The organism is Pseudomonas sp., from assembly GCF_051660785.1.
Lineage (GTDB): Bacteria > Pseudomonadota > Gammaproteobacteria > Pseudomonadales > Pseudomonadaceae > Aquipseudomonas.
Genome location: NZ_JBOFQE010000073.1, coordinates 1 through 19655, shown reverse-complemented (window position 1 = coordinate 19655; position 19655 = coordinate 1). Strand labels below are relative to the sequence as shown.

Here is a 19655-nt window from a genome sequence, read left to right as displayed (position 1 = left end):
CTTGGTCAGGTTCGGCAAAATCAACAACAGCGTAGTGGCGAAAAGAATGAGCCCGGCTTGACGTACTTTCGAATGCTTGAACATGGCTTGACCGCCTTTTTTGTTATTTCCTGATGCCTGCCTGCATATCTCCATGACGGCAGAGCGCTGAACTTCCTGTAAGACGAGTGCCTCGGCAAAACCCGACGACAACTTCGTACATGTTCACCTTAGAGCCCGCGTCACGCTTGGTTTAGATCCATTTCGTATGGTCCGCTCACTTAAAGCTCTTAAAAAGACATGAGGCCTATTGCCAGCTTCTTGGGCGCCCGTTTGCTAGACAGCTTGGTGACGTGAATCGGTTAATCCGCACCCGGACGACCGTCCGTCTGAGCGTGTCCGTCAACGCCAGTGAGCACTGCGGTCATTGAATCCATGGCGGCTCGGCCTAAGGTGGAAGCTCAGTATTTACTCACCGTCAGGTTCGAGGACGTCATGACCCAAGCTTTGATTTTCGACGCGTTACGCACGCCCCGTGGCAAAGGCAAGGCCGATGGCGCCCTGCACAGCGTCAAACCGGTGAATCTGGTGGCCGGGCTGCTTACGGCGTTGCAGCAGCGCACTTCGCTGGACACCAGTCAGGTCGATGACGTGGTGCTCGGCTGTGTCACGCCGATCGGCGATCAGGGTTCGGATATCGCCAAGACCGCGGCACAAGTCGCCGATTGGGACGTCAGCGTGTCGGGTGTGCAGATCAATCGCTTCTGCGCCTCGGGACTTGAAGCGGTGAACCTCGGCGCGATGAAAGTCCGCTCCGGCTTCGAAGACCTGGTGGTGGTCGGTGGCGTCGAGTCCATGTCCCGCGTGCCCATGGGTAGCGATGGTGGTCCTTGGGCGCTGGACCCGGAAACCAATCTGCACAGTCATTTCACCCCGCAAGGCGTCGGCGCCGACCTGATCGCCACGATTGAAGGCTTCAGCCGCCAGGACGTTGATGCCTATGCGCTGCATTCCCAGCAAAAAGCAGCGCGGGCCCGGGCCAACGGTTCGTTCAACAAGTCGCTGGTGCCGGTGCAGGATCAGAACGGCATCATCCTGCTCGATCACGATGAGTTCATCCGCGCCGAATCGACCCTGGAAGGCCTGGGCAAGCTCAAACCGAGCTTCGAGATGATGGGGCTGTTGGGTTTTGACGCCACCGCGTTGCGCGTTTACAGCCAGGTGGAGCGGATCAACCATGTGCACACCCCGGGCAACAGCTCCGGCATCGTCGATGGCGCTGCCCTGATGCTGATCGGCTCCGAGGCCAAAGGCCGGGCGCTGGGTCTGCAGCCCCGGGCGCGGATTGTCGCCACGGCGGTCACCAGCACCGATCCGACCATCATGCTCACCGGCCCGGCGCCGGCCACCCGCAAGGCACTTGCCAAAGCCGGGCTGCGGGTTGAAGACATCGACCTGTTCGAAGTCAACGAAGCCTTCGCTTCGGTGGTGCTGAAGTTCATCAAGGACATGGCTGTCGACCCGGACAAAGTCAACGTCAACGGCGGCTCCATCGCCATGGGCCATCCGCTGGGTGCCACCGGTTGCGCGATTCTCGGCACGCTGCTCGATGAACTGGAAACCCGGCGCCTGCGCTATGGCCTCGCGACCTTGTGTGTCGGCGGCGGCATGGGCATTGCCACCATCATCGAACGCCTCTGAGCCCCGACCTTAAGGAACAAGTGACATGACCGAAGCCATTCGTTACGAAAAAGGTCAGGACCAGATCGTCGTCCTGACCATCGACATGCCGGGCCAGAGCGCCAACACCATGAACGCGGTCTATCGCGAGGCGATGGCCGCCTGCGTTGCGCGACTGGTGGCCGAAAAGGACAGCATTGCCGGCGTGATCATCACCTCGGGCAAGAAAACCTTCTTTGCCGGCGGTGACCTCAATGAATTGATCAAGGTCGGCAAACCCGAAGCCAAGGCCTTTTACGACATGGTCCTGACGCTCAAGGGCCAGCTGCGCACCCTGGAAACCCTCGGCAAACCGGTGGTGGCCGCGATCAATGGCGCGGCGCTGGGCGGAGGCTGGGAGATCTGCCTCGCTTGCCATCACCGCGTGGCGCTGGACAATTCGTCCGTGCAACTCGGCCTGCCGGAAGTGACCCTCGGCCTGTTGCCGGGCGGCGGCGGGGTGGTGCGCATGGTGCGCATGCTGGGCATTGAAAAAGCCTTGCCGTACCTGCTCGAAGGCAAGAAAGTGCGGCCGCAACAGGCGTTGCAGGCGGGTTTGATCGATGAGCTGGCAGCGGATCACGAAGAGCTGCTGAGTAAGGCGCGCGCCTGGATTATTGCCCATCCGACGGCGGTACAGCGGTGGGATGTAAAGGGTTATCAGATTCCCGGCGGCACGCCGTCGAATCCGAAAGTCGCGCAAATGCTCGCCATCGCACCGTCAATCCTGCGCAGCAAAACCCAAGGTTGCATGCCCGCGCCGGAGAAGATTCTGTGCGCGGCGGTTGAAGGGGCTCAGGTGGATTTCGACACCGCGCACCTGATCGAAACTCGCTACTTCACGGAATTGACCACCGGCCAGATCTCGAAAAACCTGATCGGCACCTTCTGGTTTCAACTCAACGAGATCAATGCAGGCGGCTCGCGACCCAAAGAGTTTACACCTTACATCACGCAGAAAGTCGGCGTGCTCGGGGCGGGGATGATGGGCGCGGGCATTGCCCTTGTCAGTGCCTCGGCCGGCATCGAAGTGGTGCTCAAGGACATCAACCTCGCGGCAGCGGAGAAGGGCAAGGCTCACTCAGCAGCACTGCTGGACAAGAAGGTCGCGCGCGGCCAGATGCTCCCGGAACAGCGAGAGGCGATTCTGGCGCGGATCCACACCACCGAAAGCGATGCGGACCTGGCCGGTTGCGATCTGATCATTGAAGCGGTCTTCGAAGATCGCGAGCTGAAAGCCAAAGTCTCCTCTTCGGCGCAGAAAGTCGTCGGCCCCGCCGCAGTCATCGCCTCCAACACCTCGACCTTGCCGATCAGTGGCCTGGCCACTGCCGTGCCGGATCAAACCAAATTCATCGGCCTGCATTTCTTCAGTCCCGTGGAGAAAATGCCGCTGGTGGAAATCATCAAAGGCGCCAACACCAGCGACGAAACCCTGGCGCGCGGCTTCGATTTCGTCCTGCAAATCAAGAAAACGCCGATTGTGGTCAACGACAGCCGTGGCTTCTTCACCTCGCGGGTGTTCGGCACCTTCACCAACGAAGGCATCGCCATGCTCGGCGAAGGCGTGAGCGCGCCGATGATCGAGACGGAAGCGCGTAAGGCGGGCATGCCGATCGGGCCCCTGGCGATCTCCGACGAAGTTTCCCTCAGCCTGATGAGCCATATCCGCCAGCAAACCGCCAAAGACCTGCAAGAAGAAGGGAAACCGCTGATTGAGCACCCGGCGTTCGCCGTGATTGACTTGCTGCTCAATGAATACAAACGGCCCGGTAAAGCCGCAGGAGGCGGCTTCTACGAGTACCCCGCCGGTGGCCAGAAACATTTGTGGCCGGAGCTGAAAAGCCGTTTCGAGAAAGCCGACGGGCAGATTTCGCCTAAGGATGTGCGCGATCGCCTGCTGTTCGTGCAAGCCATCGAAACCGTGCGTTGCGTGGAGGAGGGCGTGCTGACCTCGACGGCGGACGCCAACATTGGCTCAGTCTTCGGTATCGGCTTCGCGGCCTGGACCGGCGGGGCGCTGCAATTCATCAACCAGTACGGCGTGAAAGACTTCGTTGCCCGCGCGCAATACCTGGCCCAGCAATATGGCGAGCGTTTTGCGCCACCGGCGTTATTGCTGGAGAAAGCGGCCAAAGGGGAGGCGTTCTAAGGGACGTATGACGCCTTCCGGGGCTTGCCTTGTCACGGTGTTTCGAGGCAGGCTCTGGGGTGTGCATTATTCCCATCACGTGTCAGGTATTTTTTATGTCGTTACGCATCTGCATTCTGGAAACCGACATCCTGCGTCCAGAGCTGATCGATCAGTATCAGGGTTACGGGCAGATGTTCCAGCATCTGTTTTCGCAGCAACCCATCGCTGCCGAGTTCACCGTGTACAACGTGATGCAGGGCGAGTACCCGAGTGATGGCCTGACCTTCGACGCTTACCTCGTCACCGGCAGCAAGGCCGATTCCTTCGGCACCGACCCATGGATTGAAACCCTTAGAACTTACCTGCTTGACCGCTACAAGCGTGGCGACAAACTGCTGGGCGTGTGCTTCGGCCACCAGCTGCTGGCGCTGCTGTTGGGCGGCAAGAGCGAACGTGCGACCCAAGGCTGGGGCGTCGGCACCCACAGCTACAAAATGGCAGCCAAGGCGCCGTGGATGAGTCCGGTGCGTGAAGAGCTGACGCTGTTGATCAGCCACCAGGACCAGGTGACGTCGCTACCGGAAAACGCCACAGTCATCGCCTCGAGCGATTTCTGCCCGTTCGCCGCTTACCACATCAACGATCAGGTGTTGTGCTTCCAGGGACATCCGGAATTCATTCACGATTACTCGCGCGCTCTGCTGGAGATTCGTCAGCAAGCGTTGGGCGAGCAGGTGTACACGAAAGGCGTGGCGAGCCTTGAGCAAGAGCACCACGGTGCGACCGTTGCAGAGTGGATGATGCGGTTTGTGGCGCACAAGCCAGAGGCTAAATCGGTCTAAAACGTTGCAGTGAATGGGAGCTTGCTCCCGCCGGACTGCGAAGCAGGCCCGTTTTGGGGCAACTTTGTTACCCAGCGGGAGCAAGCTCCCTCGCCACAAAAGCGTATTAAAGCCACCCCGACTTCTTGAAACTCGCCCACAAACTCACACATCCCACCGCAATAAACCCCAACACCCCGAAATACCCGTAATGCCAGGTCAACTCCGGCATGTTCTGGAAATTCATCCCGTAAATCCCCGCCACTGCTGTCGGGAACGCCAGAATCGCTGCCCACGCCGCAAACTTGCGCTGCACCACGCTCTGCCGTGATGCCTCCAGCAGCACCCCGACCTCAATGGTCTGGCTGGCAATATCGGCCAGCGTCGTCAGGTCTTCCATCTGCCGTGTTACGTGAATCTGCACATCGCGAAAATACGGGCGCATGTTCTTGTCGATAAACGGGAAACTCAGCTTCTGCAGCTCCTCACCAATCTCAACCATCGGCGCCGCATAACGGCGCAGGCGCAACACGTCCCGGCGCAGGCCATGCAGCTTCTGGATGTCGTGTTCATTCAGCGCGCTGCACAGCACATTGCGCTCCAGCTCATCGATCTCCGCATGGATCGCTTCGCCCACCGGCTGGTAGTTTTCAATCACAAAATCGAGGATGGCATAGAGTACGAAATCTTCTCCGTGCTCCAGCAGGATCGGACGCGCCTCGCAACGCTGGCGGACCAGGGCGTAGGACGCCGAGTGACCATTGCGTGCGGTAATGATGTAACCGTTGCCGGCAAAGATATGAGTCTCGATGAACTCCAGTTTGCCGTCATTCCGGATCGGTGAGTACGTGACGATAAACAAGGCGTCGCCAAAGGTTTCAAGCTTCGGTCGGCTGTGCTTTTCCAGGGCGTCTTCGATGGCCAGTTCGTGCAGGTTGAACTGGCGTTGCAGGTTGGTCAGCTCCAGGGCGTTTGGCTCTTCGAGGCCGATCCAGACAAAGTGGCCAGGCTTTGCAGCCCAGGCAGCGCCTTCATCGAGAGTAATATTGGTGACTTTTTTACCGGCGCTATAAACCGCAGCAGCGACAACTCTACCCATGATTCAGGTTCACTTCTTGTTTGCAGGTGGCAGTGGCAGGCAGTGTTCACTTTAGCCTTGTCTGCTGCTTGAGAGTCACTGAAATCTGTAGAGTTCGTGGGCAAAATAAAACCCGCACGAGGCGGGTTTCTTTTTTACGCGGCTTGCAGTTGCCGGTCCATCGACTCAATGCATTCGCGCATCTGCTCGCGGCACTGGGCGATCAGCAGGGGCATGTCGTCCAGGCTCAATCCCACCGTAGGAATCGCCGGCAGCGAGCGAATCAGAATTTTCCCACTGCGCCAGCGGTTCAATCGCATGTGTTTAACGTAACTGCTGACACACACCGGCACGATCGGCACACCCGCGGCGATCGCCATCTGGAACGCGCCTTTCTTGAACGGCAGCAATTCTTCTCCGAGGTTGCGTGTGCCTTCGGGGAAGACCCAGATCGACGTGTCTTCATGCTGCAAGGTGTGCGTGGTGGTCAGCATCGACTGGCGCGCCTTGTGCGCATTGCCGCGATCGATCAACACATTGCCTGCCAGCCAGAACAACTGCCCGAACAGCGGCACCCACTTCAGGCTCTTTTTGCCAATGCACACGGTACGGCGGGGCACCACGTTGCCGAATACAAACAGATCGTAGTTGGACTGATGGTTGGCGATGATCACGCAGCTCTCGGGCTTATCCATCAACGGCCCGACATCGGCCTTCACCCGTAAACGCAAAATACACATCGCCGGCCACGCATACAGACGCGCGCATAAACGGCTGTTGTCCGGGTTGAACGGGCGACACAGGCCAAGAATCACCCCCAGCACGCCGGCCAGGATAAAGTGCAGGCTCATCAATAACATACGAAACACAAACAGCATTTACAGGCCCCACCGGGACAAAAGGTGGCGCAGTGTACGGTTGTGCACTGTTTTCGGCAATTGCCGCTATAGAGGGAGGAGTTAGGCGATGTTTGTGCGCATGTTTCCGACTTGTGGGTCAGACGCGTACTAGAGCGGTTGTGAGATTTTCAACAGCGCTCGTATGAAAAAGCCCGACACGACGGTCGGGCTTTTCTGTACAGCGTGTCTGGGTTTAACCCATGTGTTCCTGATCCAGGATGATCGCGTTGTCCAGCGTATCGAGCAGCGCCTTGCGCACTTTCAGCTTGGTGTTCTTGTGCGCGGTCATGTTGATCTTCTTCAACTGACGCGCCGCCGCCAGTGCCGCACCTTGCAGCTCTTCGGCCGACACCACGACGTCGAGGAAACCGGCATCCACCGCGCTCTGCGGATTAAACATCTCGCCGTTGATGACGGAGCGGTGGAACGCCGACTTGCGCAGGCGATCACGTGCGATCTCGATTCCGGCGTGGTGCATGGTCATGCCGATCTGCACTTCGTTCAGGCCAATGCTGAACGGGCCGTCGACACCAATGCGGTAATCCGCCGACAACAACAGGAAAGCGCCCTTGGCCACCGCATGCCCAGGGCACGCCACGATCACCGGGAACGGATGCGACAACAGACGACGGGCCAGCGTCGAACCGGCAGTCACCAGTGCGACCGCTTCTTTAGGGCCGGATGTCATCACCTTCAAGTCATAACCGCCGGACAGAATCCCCGGCGTGCCGGTAATGATCACCACCGCACGATCAGTCACCGCCTGATCCAGCGCAGCATTAAACGCAGCAATCACGTCCGGCGAGATGGCATTGACCTTGCCATTGCTCAAGGTCAGGGTCGCGATACCGTCTTCGAGATGGTAGGAAATCAACTCACTCATGACGCTATTCCTTGTATGAAAGTTGGGCAGACGTTACCCACCGCAGCAGGTCAGGTAAAGCGCCGTGACTGACCCGCCAGTCACCGTTTCCCCGCCGGGCAAGCGTAGCCCGCCACTCCTGCCGTGCATTCCCCTCCTTATAGAAGGGGGCGCGAAGCCGGAGATTGGCAGGATTGCCATGGCCCTGAACCGACAGGAACGACTAAAACGCTAAGCGCATGAAAATTCTGCAAAAAAAGTTTGCCATCAGAAAAGCTTTCGACTACATTAGCGCGCCTCGACAGACAGAACATGTTTGACGAGATACGGTGAAGTGTCCGAGTGGCTTAAGGAGCACGCCTGGAAAGTGTGTATACAAGAAATTGTATCGAGAGTTCGAATCTCTCCTTCACCGCCAAATTCGATGTAACCAGAACCCCTGATTTCGAGAGAAATCAGGGGTTTTGTGGTTTCTGGGGAGTAATTTGGAAAGGGGTTGGCAACTTTTGGCTGAACGTGTGATGACGCTGGGTCACTATCCAATGACTAGGCTCCTACGTGAGACTCTTTGCCCTCAGGGATCAGACGTACCTCTACACGCCGGCCTAATGCACGGGCAGCACTCGCCAACGTGGCTAAGGTCATTCCAGAGTCGTTTTGGTCCAGAGCCCGATCCACTGCGGTGCGGCTGGTATGCATCCGTTCAGCAAGCGTTTTTTTGCTGACACGCTGCAACTTCATAGCTTCAGCAATTTGCCAGGAAATAACGCGTTTGAGAGCTGCGGCAGAAACCTCTTCGGCAAGACCTTGTTCGGCGAGAAAGTCATCAAAGTCAGACCCTATATGCTTGTTCATTTTTTGCCCCCTCATAGTTTTGCTTTGCGCTGTTTGGCAGTTGCCAAGTCTGGTGCAGGTGTTTTCTGACTTTTTTTGATGAATGCATGCAGCAACACCATGTCAGATCCGGTAACCGTGAAAATAACGCGGGCTATGGTGTCGCCAAGGTCGACCCGGACTTCCCAAAGGCCAACTTCAAGCTTCCGGACAACCGGCATGTCGAGAGGCCATCCCAGCTGAACAGTTTTGATCTCTGTCCCGACCATTCGCCTATGGTCGCGAGGGAGATCGGCTAACCATTCCCGCACAGGTTCATTTCCAGCATCTGTACGAAAGAAACGGGCATTGAGCACTGGTGCTGCTTCAGTCATGAGTGAAATGTACCTAAATAGGTGCATGACGCAAATTTCCGCTGAGGAGTCTGATCAGCGGACAGATGTTGCGATCAGCAGAAGAGTTTTCAGAAGACGATACAGATCTATTTTTTGGCAGCGGATGCCAGGGATTCGGGTATCTGAGTTTCTACGTTGGGTCTGAAGTTGTACCAGGTGAATCAGCGGAGGCGTTTCTGAAAATGATGTAGGACGCATGACAGCGGTGTGGGAATGTCTGTGACATTGCTGGTGTCGGATGCGTTGTCTGAGCTTCTCTCCATGTAGTCTTGAGCAAATATTGATTAAGAAGGAATCCCCATGATCACCACCACAACCCACGCCATCGAAGGCCGCCAGATCACCGCTTACCTGGACATCGTCAGCGCCGAGTCGGTGCAAGGCGTTAACGTTATTCGCGACCTGTTCGCTGGCATGCGGGATTTTTTCGGTGGGCGTTCTCAGACGCTGGAGCGGGCGTTGAAGGAGGCGCGGATTCAGGCGACCGAGGAGATCAAGGAGCGGGCGCGGGCGCTTCAGGCAGATGCGGTGGTTGGGCTCGACTTTGAGATCAGCATGCCGGCCGGCAAGGGCGGGATGGTGGTGGTGGTGTTTGTGACCGGGACGGCGGTAAAGCTGCGGTGAGTGAGGCTGTGAGTCTGTTTAATTGCCTGTTGATTTCGTAGGACGCTGCGTGGGCCATTCGTCGGGCATGCGGGAATCTGAATTACAAGTCCGGTAATGACCGGCTAGTCTCAAAAGCCTTGGTGGTCGATATTTTTCAGGCAATAGGGCTTGCCGGTATCGATCCCGCTTTGAGAGGGGAAGGGCTATGGCTGATCCGTATATCGAAGACGACGGGGCAGAGTTTCCAATCAACAATTGCGTGCAGTGCGGTCAGACGGAATACGTGGCGGGCTTCGGTGAAGATCCGCTTGAGACCAGCAAGGTAAAATCCAAAGCGACCAAAGTGTTCAAATCGAAATTCAGGCCCAAAGTGGTGCCGCCCACGAAGTAATGATCATCCCGGACAAACCCCGCCAATGAGTGGGGTTTTTTGTTTTTGGCGTCTCGACACCTCCGGAAATGGCCCACAGACCAACGTAAATTTTTCTGTTGATGTTTTTTCACAAACTTTTCACACCCGCCTACGTAGTCTCAGCTCATCCGTTAGAAAGCAGTACCTGGCCCGTTCCCCAGCGGGCTTTTTTTTGCCTGCAATAAAACCTTTTCCATAAAAGCTGTCCAACCGTCGCCAATTGCGAGAAGGGGGGCGATTTTGTGTGGACGTTTCCTTCTCGAAAGCATTCAATCCCCGACTTTTCGGCTTTCCCTATTTTTTGAGGTTTTTCGTCATGCGTTTAACACTGCCTGCTCTGGTTCTGGGACTTCTGGTGGCTCAAGGTGCGATGGCTGCCGGTGATGGCACTGCTGCAATCGGTGGTGGTCTGGGTGGTGCGTTGGGCAACGTGGTCGGCCAGAGCATGGGCGGCAGCACCGGCGCAGCGATCGGCGCAGGTGTTGCGGGCGCAGCTGGCAGCGCGGTAGCTGCGCGCAAAGGCAGCCGCACCAAAGCGGCCATTGGCGGCGGTGTCGGCGCGGCCGGTGGTTCGGTGATCGGCAACAGCCTTGGCGGCAAGACCGGTTCGACCATCGGCGCGGGCTTGGGCGGCGCATTGGGCGGTGGCGTGGGCAGCAATCTGGCCAAAGGTCACAAGCGTCACTGATCCTGATCGAACGGATCGAAAAGCCCGGCTACTTGCCGGGCTTTTCGTATCTGGATGTTTCTTTTTCACTGACTTCGAATTTACAGCTGTCCAACCTTCATCGCTGGCCGGATTCAGTGAGTGCAGGTGCTAGACTCACGCCCATCCGCAAGGCGTACTTTCACCCCCGATGCGGAATTTGAGGTTCATATCATGCGTTTGACATTGTCCACGTTGGTTCTGGGACTTTTGGTCGCTCAAGGTGCAATGGCTGCCGGTGACGGCACTGCGGCAGTTGGCGGTGGTATTGGCGGAGCACTGGGTAACGTTGTGGGCCAGCAAATGGGTGGCAGCACGGGCGCAGCGATTGGCGCTGGTGTGGGCGGCGCAGCCGGTAGCGCAGTCGGTGCTCCCAAGGGCAGCCGAACAGCAGCGGCCGTTGGCGGCGGGTTAGGCTCGGCGGGCGGCTCGGTAATCGGTAACAGCCTTGGCGGTTCTACCGGTTCGACCATTGGTGCAGGCTTGGGCGGGGCGGCAGGTGGTGCGGTAGGTAACAACCTCGGCACCGACAGCGGCAGTTCCCATTCCGGTGGCGGTCACAAGCACAAGCACAAAAACAAGCACAAGAATAAGCATCACTGATTCGACGTCAGAGTTGTCAGAAACCCGGCCCAGGCCGGGTTTTTCGTATCTGTCTGCAGGACTCCGGAACGTTTGGTCGCAGGCCGCCTCGAACGTCATACACCCCAAACGTTGTGAGGATGCCATGACACCTGAAACCGAAGGCAAGGAAGAAAAGGGCCCCAGCGGTCTTCCGTTCATCAATGACCCTGGCAATGAAGATCCGGGCTCCTTGATGGATGACGCAACGGTGCCGCTCAACGATTCCGATGATGCCGGAGATGTGGGCAACCTCGAGTATGAAGAAGAGGAAGAAGACGAAGATTGACCTGCGCAGTAGCGCATTCGACCGATCGTCTCTCTGACCGAACCCAAGCATGCTGCAACCCTCGAAATTTCAGGGCCTGCCTTTCAGGCCCTTCGAGAGGTGCTGAATGAACGCTGATCCGAAAGACGACGATGTCGACGATACCCCCGAATATCCGCTGCCTTCACCCACCGACCCCTTGAGTCGCGATCAACGTCCGCCTGATGACGACACTGCGGTTGAGCAAGTGCCGACTGATGATGTGAAGCGTGGCGATGTCGAGGCTACTCCCGAAGATCCGGACATTGCCGGAAACGATGCGTCTGGTGAACCGAGCTGAAATTCCATTCGTCGATTGAGCGGCACCTTTAAAAAGCCAGCGCTGCCAGAAATCAGGTACGTACCTTTTTAAAGGAGATGCACCATGATCAGGTCAACATTGATGGTCCTGATGGTGAGCGGCGTGTTGTCGGCCAGTTCAGTGACGGCGCTTGCTCAATCTTCCGGCGATGACGCACCGGTTGATAAGGGCGGGATGCCGCCCTCCACTGAAATGAATGCGGGTTCTGGAGATGGAAAGGCACTGCCGCCTGGCTCCATTGGTGGTGGGAATGCCGGCGATGCGAGCGGGAGTAGCACCAGCCCGGGGGCGGGAAGCGGGTCGATGAGCGGTGGAAGTTCGATTGGGAGCGGTTCTGGAGGTGGATCTGGAGGATCCGGTAGTTCTGGTGGTTCTGGAATGAGTGGTGGTGGGAGCGGTGGGAGTTCGGGGAGTGCGGGGAGAGGGACGGGAGGTGCTGGTGGGGGGACTGGTGGTTAGGGAGGTTGAGTGTACGACCCCTAGCACCCCATGCTAGGGGTCGAATTGACTAGTACACAGAGCTGCCTGCTTCTTATTTAAAACCCGCCAGTACTTAAAAAATACAGTTGGCCGGGTGAATCTGACATTTTTTCAAACTTGCCTAGTTGTAAATATTCTCTGAACTCGGCTTCAAGTACTTTGCTATCGGTATACTTTTTGTACTTCGTCGGCAACTCACAAGCGAAAATGTAGAGTCTCCAAACATCAAATCCATCTGTTCTGCCGTCTGGACCGTAATCAAAGTCTATACATGTATCAGGAAAATAAACGGCGCAGCCTACGCCGTGTAATTCATATGTTATGTCGCCTATGATTGTTCCGCATCGCTCGATTTCATTTGTGCGCCACTGCCTCAGAATGCATCGATTGCTAAATTTTTCTTCTAGCAAAGCAGTGGCTTTATCCACCATCGATAGGAAGTCAAATATCAGTTGCTCAAGACTCTGGTTCCTGTAACTCATCGTCTTCGGTGCTCCAGTCTGTCATGTCCTACATTACTTGCGGATTCTAGAGCTTCTTCAATGCTGTTCAAATTTCCTTTCTGACCAGCTATGTTTTTCACAGATTAAATAAATCTGTCCCTTTAACCCGTTATGAGGTTTGCGATTTTGCTAATAAGGATTTAAGTTCGAGCTCAACTTTCTTATGTGGTGTCGAATTTATGACTTCAAGTATGGCTGACGCAAATTTACTTTCTATCGCGACCTCGGCCCAGTCCAGTTCGTAAATTGCGATTGTGCGGGCATCAATATAAGGAGAGCTCATGAGGACAAGCTTCATTATTTCAATTGCTTCAGGTGAGCGGTTTTCTCCTAACGAAACGATGCAACGTTGTTGCCAGTATTCATCTTTGCCTAACACTGTTGATGAAAGCTTCACCCCATCTTCAGCTGCAAAATCACACAACACCACTTTGACGACAAGCTCGCTGGAATAGGCAGTCCAGTCGGAGTTTTCTGAATCACCAATCCACCTCTCAAGCTTCTGAAAAGTCTCGCTCTCGTCTTCTGACTTCACGGATATCTCCAGCTGAATAAATGTGGCAGAGCAAATGCCGGTCGATTTAATGATTTAAAAAGAAGCACTGGGAGTGGAGCGCAAGACGCCGGCAGAGAGGATACCTAAAAGAAGCGAACCTCCTGATCCCATTAGCGCCGGATTCCGGTGGAACATAGCGTTTTTCCCCTTCTGTTCTTTAAGCTGATATTCGAGGATTAGTGCGTCAGTAACATGCTGAGTCTGGATCATTTAAATAAACAGAAGGATCGCAAAGCCTAGGGAAAACAGATTTGAACTCGATGCTGGAGTTTTTTGAAACTGCACGTATGTAAAATATGTTATCTTGCTTTTCAATGGTCATGTTTAAGGTTTCTCTTGTTGGTATATTTTTTACTATAAGATCACTTATGTCGCTGCAGCTAATGCCTATTCGACAGGAGTTGTATTTTGCGGTTTGCCATTTTTTTGGTGGGCTGTCAGGTAGTTCGCTGATGTCGAAGCCAAGGGTCACGCTGGGACGATTATTATCAATGCGCATTGAAAAAAGCGTGATTTTTCCTATCTCAACAGGATGGCTGAATACCATGTTGAAAAATTCACTTCCATCTAGATCGTTCCAGTATTTCATGTGTCATCTCTTAAAAGGATAGTGCTCTTTAGTGTTTTTAACTTTGCCCGTTCTAGGGTTGTCAGCAGGCCGAATGTTAAAATGTGGGCCCTGATCCCCTCTTTGGCTCTCGCCCCCAAATGTATGGCCTGCGGAATGGTCTTGAAGAATAATTATAGATTTATCCGTTTTTGTGTATCGGTATTCTCTAGTTCTGATGGGTCTTCCATATGAATTTAATATACTCTTCCCGTTGATATCGCTCATGTTTATGTATGTGAATTGTCGTGTTTTTCCACTGTCCTCATCAATCTGCATGTCAGGTTGCTGAGTCAAGGGAACGCCAGCATCAGCTTTTGCTCTTCTGAACGCTCCGTGCCGTGAAACCTGCGGAAGCTCCGGCTCGCCTGGGTTGATGCAAGCATCGGAAGGTTCGCTTTTCGGGGGGCAATTGGAACTCAACCCCAATGGGTCAACCCATCCCGTCGGATTCGGAGTGTACTGATACCCGTTAATCCCACCCGCCAACCCACTCGGATCCGGCGTCAGATACCGTCCCAGATCCGGGTTGTAATACCGGTGCCGGTTGTAATGCAGCCCGGTCTCCGCATCGAAGTACTGCCCCTGAAACCTCAACGGCTGGTCCAGCACCTGATGTGTGTCGCGGTTGAGTCGGGTCAGGCGGCCATACGCCGTGTACTGGGCGGCCCAGATGATGTCGCCGCTGTAGTCGGTGAGTTCTTGTGGTGTTCCGAGGTGGTCGAGTTGGTAGTAGAACGGGCAGGCCTGATGCGGACCTCTGCCGTCGAGCATGGCCAGTGGGCTAAACGTTCCGGGCTCGTAGACGTAGCTGCGGTGATGGTCCTGGCTGTGTTCGGCGACGAGGTGGTCGCCTTGCCAGAAGAATTCGGTGGTTCTTCCGTCGACGGTTTTGCTGATGCGGCGGCCGAAGGCGTCGTAGCGGTAGCTGGCGGAGTTGCCGTTCGGGAGAGTGACGCCGATTAAACGGTGCTGGCTGTCGTAGCGGTATTCAGTGACAAGTTTTTGTGCAGTACCGCGTCGTTCGCGGATCAGGTTGCCGAAGGCGTCGTAGTCAAAATGGCGATCGCCCTGCATCTGCAGGCGATTGCCTTTTAGGCTGGTCGGGCCGGGCCGGTCTTGCATCAAAAGGTTGCCGGCCGGGTCATGGGCAAAGCTTTCGGGCTGCTGGTCGCGGGAGTGGCGGACGCGGATCAGGCGGTCGAGCGGATCGTATTGATAGCTGCGTTGGCCGTGGCGGGTGTCGGCTATGTTGTCGAGATTGCCGTTGGCGCTGTAGGCATAGTCGCGGCGATACAGCGGATGCTGCGGTTGGCGGATAGCGTGTGCTTTCAAACGACCCTGTTCGTCGTAGTCGTACTGGCTCGACAACATGCCTTGCTGACGCTGCAGTTCGCGGCCTGCTTTAAAGGTATGGCTTGTAAGACGCGTGCCGTTCAGGTCGATGGCTGTCAGCACACCGCCCTTGGCGTGGTGAAAGTCGAGTTTGCTGTTGTCCGGCAGACGCAGGCGGTTGAGCTTGCCGCAGGCGTCGTAGGCATAGCGCAGCGTGCCCCAACCCTGATGCTCGATGATCAGGCGATTGTGCTTGTCGTATCCGAACTCCAACGGATGGTCATGGCCGTCATCGACGCTGGCCAAACGACCGAGGCTGTCATAGCGATACTCGACATTGACGCCATCGGGCAGGTTTTTGACCAGCAGTCTTCCGGCCGCGTCCCGTTGGTAACTTGTAAACAGCTGCGAGCCGTCATCGCCGAATTCGGTTTTTTCCAGGAGATGGCCGTTGAGGTCGTAGGCATACGCCGTGCGTCGGCCATCGAAGCCGGTTTCCTCTCGGATCAATCCGCCGGGCGTGTAGTCCAGTCGATAGCGTTCGCCGGATTCGTTTTCGATTTCCGTCAGTAGCAGTCGTGCGTTGTCGTAGCGATAACGAAGCTGCGTGCCATCGGGGTTGATTCGGCGGCTGACCAGGTGCAGGTCATCGTTGTATTCAAAGCGGGTGACGCGCCCCGATTCATCACGTTCGGCGGTGATCTTGCCGTAGGCGTTGTAGCTGAAGGCGCGACTGGCGCCCGTAGGAAGAATCGTTTGAATCAGTCGGCCAACGGCGTCCCATTGGCAGTGAGTGACGGCACCGTGTTCGTCCTGACGGGTAATCTGCCGTCCCAATACATCGTAGGAAAACCGCCGCTGGCTGCCGTCCGGCAGCGTCTCTTCAATCAGCTGCCCAACGGCGTCCCACACGAACACGTGACGGCTGGTGTCCGGGTATCGGATAGACAGCAGCCGTCCTTGAGCATCGTGGTGGTAGTGCGTTATGTGACCGTCGGGATCGGTCGCCTCGGTGACGTCGCCCTGAGCATTACGCTGATATTTCCACACCGCTTTACCGCGGTATTGCGCATGCAGGTAACCGTTGCGGTATTCGTAGGACGTTGGCTCTTCTTCAGGAGGGATCAGCGCAATCAGCCGGCCCATCTCGTCGTAGCGGTATTGAGTAATCGCCCCCAGCGGCCCCTGCTCGACAATTAACTGACCTTTCTGGTCATAGGCCTTGAGATGCTCGCCGCCGTCCGGCTCAACCCGACGCACCAACCGTGCCTTATCGTCATGGACATAAACTTCTTCGCTGCCATCGGCGTTTTTGACTGATACGCCGCCGTCGTCATCCCAGGCATAGCGTGTATCCATCTGCGAAAAAGTCGCCCAATGCCTGACGCATCTGGCTGCCTTGCCAGACCTTTCCCACTCCCAAAAGAAACTGGCCCCACCGGCCAGTTGCCGCTGGAGAATCACGTGTTGATCGTCGTAGTCATACCGTTCGCTTTCGCCGGCAGCATTGGTTGCTTCGATCAGCCGCTGACGAGCGTCGTAGCGATAGGTAATCAGCGTTTGCTCTGTACGCCAGGCATCCACCAAGCCCTCGGCGGGATGAAACGACTGATACTCGACCGCAACGATGTGCCTGCGCTCGTAACGCAATAGCAGTGCACGTCCTGCACCGTTGTCGATGCGTTGAATGCGATCCTGACGGTCGCGAGTGATGTGCAGCCGGTTGACGTAGGCATCACTGATGGTCGTCAGCCGACCCTTCACAAAGTGGTAAAACCGCGCTGTCTCACCGGCCAGCGCGAGCACCAGTTCTTCTGGCGTGTTTCCCAGGTAGATCGCGGCTCGCGACAGGCTGTTATGAATCGCCGGACGGCCAGCGTCGGGCAGTGGAAACGTCGTGCGACGGTTTTCATGGTCGGTCCAGACGACGCGTTCTGCGTCGAGGTCCAGCCGATGCGCCAGCGAATGACTCCAGCCCCAGCCCAGTCCGCAGTCAATTTCCACGGCGCTGGTTCGGTACAACCGGGTAAACGCAAACGGCAGCAAACCGTTCAGCGATCCATCATCCAGCGTCAGCAATTCCTCGCCGGTAACCATCGACACCGGACAACCGTTGGTGCAGGTCAGCGGCCCGCAATCGGCGCTGTCGCCGTTGGGGTTTTTCGCTTGGTCGGGGACGTCGTCACGGCGTTCATGACGGCCCAGTCGGGTCATGGCGGCGGATTTGTCTCGAGCTATGGCGACCGGGTTTTTCACTAGCAAAACCGGCGCAATGCCCGCGCTGATCTGCAACGGCACAGCGGGTGCGGGGTTCAGCGGAGCATTTCGGACATTGACCGCGAGGGGTTTGAGTACGCCCGCGTGGGTCGTCAGATCGGTCTTGGCGCCAAGCCCGGCCAGCCTCAGGCTCGCGGCGGCCAGCCAGTTACGCGCGCGGTCGGATTTGACCTTGTCCAGCACTTTGGCGCTGATGCCGAGCGTCAGTCCTGCAGGACCTGTGAAGCGCGCAAGCAGGAGGCTGATTAATATTCCCGTACGAATCTCCGCCACGACTTCGGCGATGTACTGCGGCGGCAACATCCTCAGCCAACTGGTGATTGCCGCCAGATGAATGAACATCAGCGGCTCATCACTCAACACCAGCAGCAGATTGGCGATGGATTCAGCCGAAGCATTCAGTAGCGTTTCAAGTTCAGATTCGGTCAGGTACTCAAGGAGCTTTTCACTGTTGGCTTGCAGGTTCGCGATCAGCTCGTAGATCTGCTTTACGTCATCCCACAACCCGTTCAGCGAATTCTCGAAACCGAGCCAATCGGCCTGTTGCAGCAGGCCGTAGCGTTTGATGAAACCGGCTTCGGAGAACTCGGCCCACGAAGGTTCGAACTCCGTAGCCCACTCGCTACGCAGCCAGCCTTCCAGGTCGCTGATGACGCCTTGATAAGAGGCGTAGAGTGCTTTGACATGCTCAGCGGAAACATTCGGGAAGAAGGTGATGCGATAACGCTGGCTGCGCTCGCACTCGGGGATTTCGAGGATGCCGCTGGGGCCGATCTCGTCATGAACCGGCTCGCCGAACGTACCGTCAGCGTTCATAGGCTCAAGCATCACCGGCGTGTTGCCGATCGGCACGAATCGCGCCGCGTCGAACATATGCACCAGCGTCAGGCGACCCGCGGCCGGGCACGCGGCGACTGTGGAGCTGACAGGTGTGGTGGAGTTCTTCGGCGCGACCAGGCGGACTTCATTGCCAACCTTGAACACTTGCTCGATATCCAGCGCCTTGCCGGTCCAGAAACTTTCGGCCCAGGCGTCGTAGTCATTGAGGCAAAGCCGAAAGTCACCGAGCAACGCTTCGACGTTCGGCTGCTCGGGGTCCATGGCGGCAACCACCAGCAAGCCGATGGCGTTATTCAAGGCCAGTACCTTGTCAGGTACGAACATTCGCAGTCCCTCGCGCAGATCAAGTTTGAGCGCGAGACTTTGCTTGGGATCAACGGGTAAAGAAGTCGGGAAAAGAGGCGTTTTATGTAGGGAAAATCGCTAAATGACGACGAGCACTTTTTGTATCTGTCAGGCATTGCCGGTTGCTCGATGGCTGCCGTGCTCGCTATGCTGCTGAATCCTTTAATCGATCACGGACCCGGCCGCACCTGAGCCGCCTCTGGGATGTCATTAGAAAACGGATCAGATGCGATGAATGCAACGCTGAACGACTTCGGCCCGATCAAGGCCGTGATTTTCGATATGGACGGTTTGCTGCTGGACACGGAGGGCATCTATACCGAGGTCACGTCGATGATTGCTGCGCGCTACGGTCGAGTCTTCGACTGGAGCATCAAGCAGAACATCATCGGTCGTGGCGCGGGGGATCTGGCGCGGTACGTGGTCGAGGCGCTGGAGCTGCCTATCACTGCCGAAGAATTTCTGGTGATTCGTGAACCGCTGATGCGCGAGCGTTTTCCACAAGCGCTGGCAATGCCCGGCGCCGAGGAACTGGTACGGCACTTGAAAGCCAACAATATCCCGATTGCAGTCGGCACCAGTTCTTCGCGTCAGTCGTTCGGCCAGAAAACCACGTTGCACCGCGACTGGTTCGCGCTGTTCGATTTTGTTGTGACGGCCGATGACCCTGAAGTGGGCGCGGCCAAACCGGCACCGGACATCTTCCTCACGGCGGCGCGGCGCCTGGGCGTTGCGCCTGAAGATTGCCTGGTGTTTGAGGATTCGCCTTTCGGTGTCACTGCGGCGAAAGCGGCGGGGATGACGGCGATTGCGATTCCCGACGCGGCGATGGCTGACGAGAAGTACGCACACGCCGATGGGATTCTTCGTACGTTGAAGGCGTTCAAGCCGAGTGCTTGTGGTTTGCCTGCCCTCGAATGGGCTTGATACAGAAAGTGTGGGAGCGAGCCTGCTCGCGAAGGCGGTGTGTCAGGCAACATTGATGTCGACTGATATTCCGTCTTCGCGAGCAGGCTC

At 56.6% G+C, this 19655-nt stretch carries 19 protein-coding genes and 1 tRNA gene; 11 read left to right on the top strand and 9 right to left on the bottom strand.

Translation table 11 applies throughout. From position 1 onward, the window contains the following. Positions 1–474: 474 nt before the first annotated feature. From ACRC4F_RS18780 to ACRC4F_RS18770, 3 genes are all read left to right on the top strand, one after another. Positions 475–1680, top strand: a complete 1206-nt coding sequence (locus ACRC4F_RS18780) for an acetyl-CoA C-acetyltransferase (protein WP_438660693.1) — start codon at positions 475–477, stop codon at positions 1678–1680. A 25-nt stretch (positions 1681–1705) separates the two neighbouring features. After that, positions 1706–3850, top strand: coding sequence for a 3-hydroxyacyl-CoA dehydrogenase NAD-binding domain-containing protein (locus tag ACRC4F_RS18775; RefSeq protein WP_438660692.1), 2145 nt, complete (start codon positions 1706–1708; stop codon positions 3848–3850). A 95-nt stretch (positions 3851–3945) separates the two neighbouring features. Continuing rightward, complete coding sequence (locus tag ACRC4F_RS18770; protein ID WP_438660691.1) at positions 3946–4674, top strand: amidotransferase; 729 nt, start codon at positions 3946–3948, stop codon at positions 4672–4674. Between the two features lie 106 nt (positions 4675–4780). On the opposite strand, the gene ACRC4F_RS18765 is transcribed toward ACRC4F_RS18770, so the two are convergent. The 3 genes from ACRC4F_RS18765 to ACRC4F_RS18755 form a co-directional block, all read right to left on the bottom strand. Next, positions 4781–5752 (bottom strand): magnesium and cobalt transport protein CorA, encoded by a 972-nt coding sequence (locus ACRC4F_RS18765; RefSeq protein WP_438660690.1) that lies wholly within the window; start codon positions 5750–5752, stop codon positions 4781–4783. A 134-nt stretch (positions 5753–5886) separates the two neighbouring features. Beyond that, a complete protein-coding gene (locus ACRC4F_RS18760) occupies positions 5887–6609 on the bottom strand; it encodes a 1-acylglycerol-3-phosphate O-acyltransferase (protein WP_438660689.1) in 723 nt (240 codons plus the stop codon). Positions 6610–6823: 214 nt separating this feature from the next. Then, a complete protein-coding gene (locus tag ACRC4F_RS18755; RefSeq protein WP_131062465.1) occupies positions 6824–7513 on the bottom strand; it encodes a crotonase/enoyl-CoA hydratase family protein in 690 nt (229 codons plus the stop codon). A gap of 307 nt (positions 7514–7820) precedes the next feature. Here ACRC4F_RS18755 and ACRC4F_RS18750 point away from each other — a divergent pair. Continuing rightward, positions 7821–7910: transfer RNA gene (locus ACRC4F_RS18750), tRNA-Ser, on the top strand. Positions 7911–8038: 128 nt separating this feature from the next. Here the strand turns inward: ACRC4F_RS18750 and ACRC4F_RS18745 are convergent. Together ACRC4F_RS18745 and ACRC4F_RS18740 are read right to left on the bottom strand one after the other, a co-directional pair. Further along, the gene (locus ACRC4F_RS18745) at positions 8039–8347 is read right to left on the bottom strand and encodes a Fis family transcriptional regulator (RefSeq protein WP_438660688.1); all 309 of its coding nucleotides are present in this window, start codon (positions 8345–8347) and stop codon (positions 8039–8041) included. An 11-nt stretch (positions 8348–8358) separates the two neighbouring features. Next, the gene (locus ACRC4F_RS18740; RefSeq protein ID WP_438660687.1) at positions 8359–8700 is read right to left on the bottom strand and encodes a type II toxin-antitoxin system RelE/ParE family toxin; all 342 of its coding nucleotides are present in this window, start codon (positions 8698–8700) and stop codon (positions 8359–8361) included. A gap of 321 nt (positions 8701–9021) precedes the next feature. Between ACRC4F_RS18740 and ACRC4F_RS18735 the strand changes: the two genes are divergently transcribed. From ACRC4F_RS18735 to ACRC4F_RS18710, 6 genes are all read left to right on the top strand, one after another. Then, a complete protein-coding gene (locus ACRC4F_RS18735) occupies positions 9022–9345 on the top strand; it encodes a YbjQ family protein (protein WP_438660686.1) in 324 nt (107 codons plus the stop codon). Positions 9346–9532: 187 nt separating this feature from the next. Next, positions 9533–9718, top strand: a complete 186-nt coding sequence (locus ACRC4F_RS18730; RefSeq protein WP_438660685.1) for a hypothetical protein — start codon at positions 9533–9535, stop codon at positions 9716–9718. Between the two features lie 337 nt (positions 9719–10055). Beyond that, positions 10056–10427, top strand: a complete 372-nt coding sequence (locus ACRC4F_RS18725; protein WP_059404653.1) for a hypothetical protein — start codon at positions 10056–10058, stop codon at positions 10425–10427. A 192-nt stretch (positions 10428–10619) separates the two neighbouring features. After that, complete coding sequence (locus tag ACRC4F_RS18720; RefSeq protein ID WP_438660684.1) at positions 10620–11048, top strand: glycine zipper domain-containing protein; 429 nt, start codon at positions 10620–10622, stop codon at positions 11046–11048. Positions 11049–11172: 124 nt separating this feature from the next. Then, complete coding sequence (locus ACRC4F_RS18715) at positions 11173–11355, top strand: hypothetical protein (RefSeq protein ID WP_438660683.1); 183 nt, start codon at positions 11173–11175, stop codon at positions 11353–11355. 106 nt (positions 11356–11461) lie between these two features. Further along, positions 11462–11674, top strand: a complete 213-nt coding sequence (locus ACRC4F_RS18710) for a hypothetical protein (protein ID WP_438660682.1) — start codon at positions 11462–11464, stop codon at positions 11672–11674. A gap of 557 nt (positions 11675–12231) precedes the next feature. Here ACRC4F_RS18710 and ACRC4F_RS18705 read toward each other — a convergent pair. The 4 genes from ACRC4F_RS18705 to ACRC4F_RS18690 form a co-directional block, all read right to left on the bottom strand. Beyond that, positions 12232–12657: a DUF6896 domain-containing protein gene (locus ACRC4F_RS18705; protein ID WP_438660681.1), complete on the bottom strand. Its 426-nt coding sequence runs from the start codon at positions 12655–12657 to the stop codon at positions 12232–12234. A gap of 130 nt (positions 12658–12787) precedes the next feature. Next, the gene (locus tag ACRC4F_RS18700) at positions 12788–13213 is read right to left on the bottom strand and encodes a HEAT repeat domain-containing protein (protein WP_438660680.1); all 426 of its coding nucleotides are present in this window, start codon (positions 13211–13213) and stop codon (positions 12788–12790) included. 205 nt (positions 13214–13418) lie between these two features. Then, positions 13419–13823: an Imm50 family immunity protein gene (locus ACRC4F_RS18695; RefSeq protein ID WP_438660679.1), complete on the bottom strand. Its 405-nt coding sequence runs from the start codon at positions 13821–13823 to the stop codon at positions 13419–13421. Positions 13824–13826: 3 nt separating this feature from the next. Further along, on the bottom strand, positions 13827–18617 hold the full coding sequence (locus ACRC4F_RS18690; RefSeq protein ID WP_438660678.1) for an RHS repeat-associated core domain-containing protein: 4791 nt from the start codon (positions 18615–18617) through the stop codon (positions 13827–13829). A gap of 252 nt (positions 18618–18869) precedes the next feature. Between ACRC4F_RS18690 and ACRC4F_RS18685 the strand changes: the two genes are divergently transcribed. Next, positions 18870–19565 (top strand): HAD-IA family hydrolase, encoded by a 696-nt coding sequence (locus ACRC4F_RS18685; RefSeq protein ID WP_438660677.1) that lies wholly within the window; start codon positions 18870–18872, stop codon positions 19563–19565. Positions 19566–19655 lie beyond the last annotated feature (90 nt).

Bases quoted from the DNA above. Each gene is read 5' to 3' on its own strand.
- ACRC4F_RS18780 (WP_438660693.1), top strand. From the start codon at position 475: ATGACCCAAGCTTTGATTTTCGACGCGTTACGCACGCCCCGTGGCAAA.
- ACRC4F_RS18775 (WP_438660692.1), top strand. From the start codon at position 1,706: ATGACCGAAGCCATTCGTTACGAAAAAGGTCAGGACCAGATCGTCGTC.
- ACRC4F_RS18770 (WP_438660691.1), top strand. From the start codon at position 3,946: ATGTCGTTACGCATCTGCATTCTGGAAACCGACATCCTGCGTCCAGAG.
- ACRC4F_RS18765 (WP_438660690.1), bottom strand. From the start codon at position 5,752: ATGGGTAGAGTTGTCGCTGCTGCGGTTTATAGCGCCGGTAAAAAAGTC.
- ACRC4F_RS18760 (WP_438660689.1), bottom strand. From the start codon at position 6,609: ATGCTGTTTGTGTTTCGTATGTTATTGATGAGCCTGCACTTTATCCTG.
- ACRC4F_RS18755 (WP_131062465.1), bottom strand. From the start codon at position 7,513: ATGAGTGAGTTGATTTCCTACCATCTCGAAGACGGTATCGCGACCCTG.
- ACRC4F_RS18745 (WP_438660688.1), bottom strand. From the start codon at position 8,347: ATGAACAAGCATATAGGGTCTGACTTTGATGACTTTCTCGCCGAACAA.
- ACRC4F_RS18740 (WP_438660687.1), bottom strand. From the start codon at position 8,700: ATGACTGAAGCAGCACCAGTGCTCAATGCCCGTTTCTTTCGTACAGAT.
- ACRC4F_RS18735 (WP_438660686.1), top strand. From the start codon at position 9,022: ATGATCACCACCACAACCCACGCCATCGAAGGCCGCCAGATCACCGCT.
- ACRC4F_RS18730 (WP_438660685.1), top strand. From the start codon at position 9,533: ATGGCTGATCCGTATATCGAAGACGACGGGGCAGAGTTTCCAATCAAC.
- ACRC4F_RS18725 (WP_059404653.1), top strand. From the start codon at position 10,056: ATGCGTTTAACACTGCCTGCTCTGGTTCTGGGACTTCTGGTGGCTCAA.
- ACRC4F_RS18720 (WP_438660684.1), top strand. From the start codon at position 10,620: ATGCGTTTGACATTGTCCACGTTGGTTCTGGGACTTTTGGTCGCTCAA.
- ACRC4F_RS18715 (WP_438660683.1), top strand. From the start codon at position 11,173: ATGACACCTGAAACCGAAGGCAAGGAAGAAAAGGGCCCCAGCGGTCTT.
- ACRC4F_RS18710 (WP_438660682.1), top strand. From the start codon at position 11,462: ATGAACGCTGATCCGAAAGACGACGATGTCGACGATACCCCCGAATAT.
- ACRC4F_RS18705 (WP_438660681.1), bottom strand. From the start codon at position 12,657: ATGAGTTACAGGAACCAGAGTCTTGAGCAACTGATATTTGACTTCCTA.
- ACRC4F_RS18695 (WP_438660679.1), bottom strand. From the start codon at position 13,823: ATGAAATACTGGAACGATCTAGATGGAAGTGAATTTTTCAACATGGTA.
- ACRC4F_RS18690 (WP_438660678.1), bottom strand. From the start codon at position 18,617: ATGTTCGTACCTGACAAGGTACTGGCCTTGAATAACGCCATCGGCTTG.
- ACRC4F_RS18685 (WP_438660677.1), top strand. From the start codon at position 18,870: ATGAATGCAACGCTGAACGACTTCGGCCCGATCAAGGCCGTGATTTTC.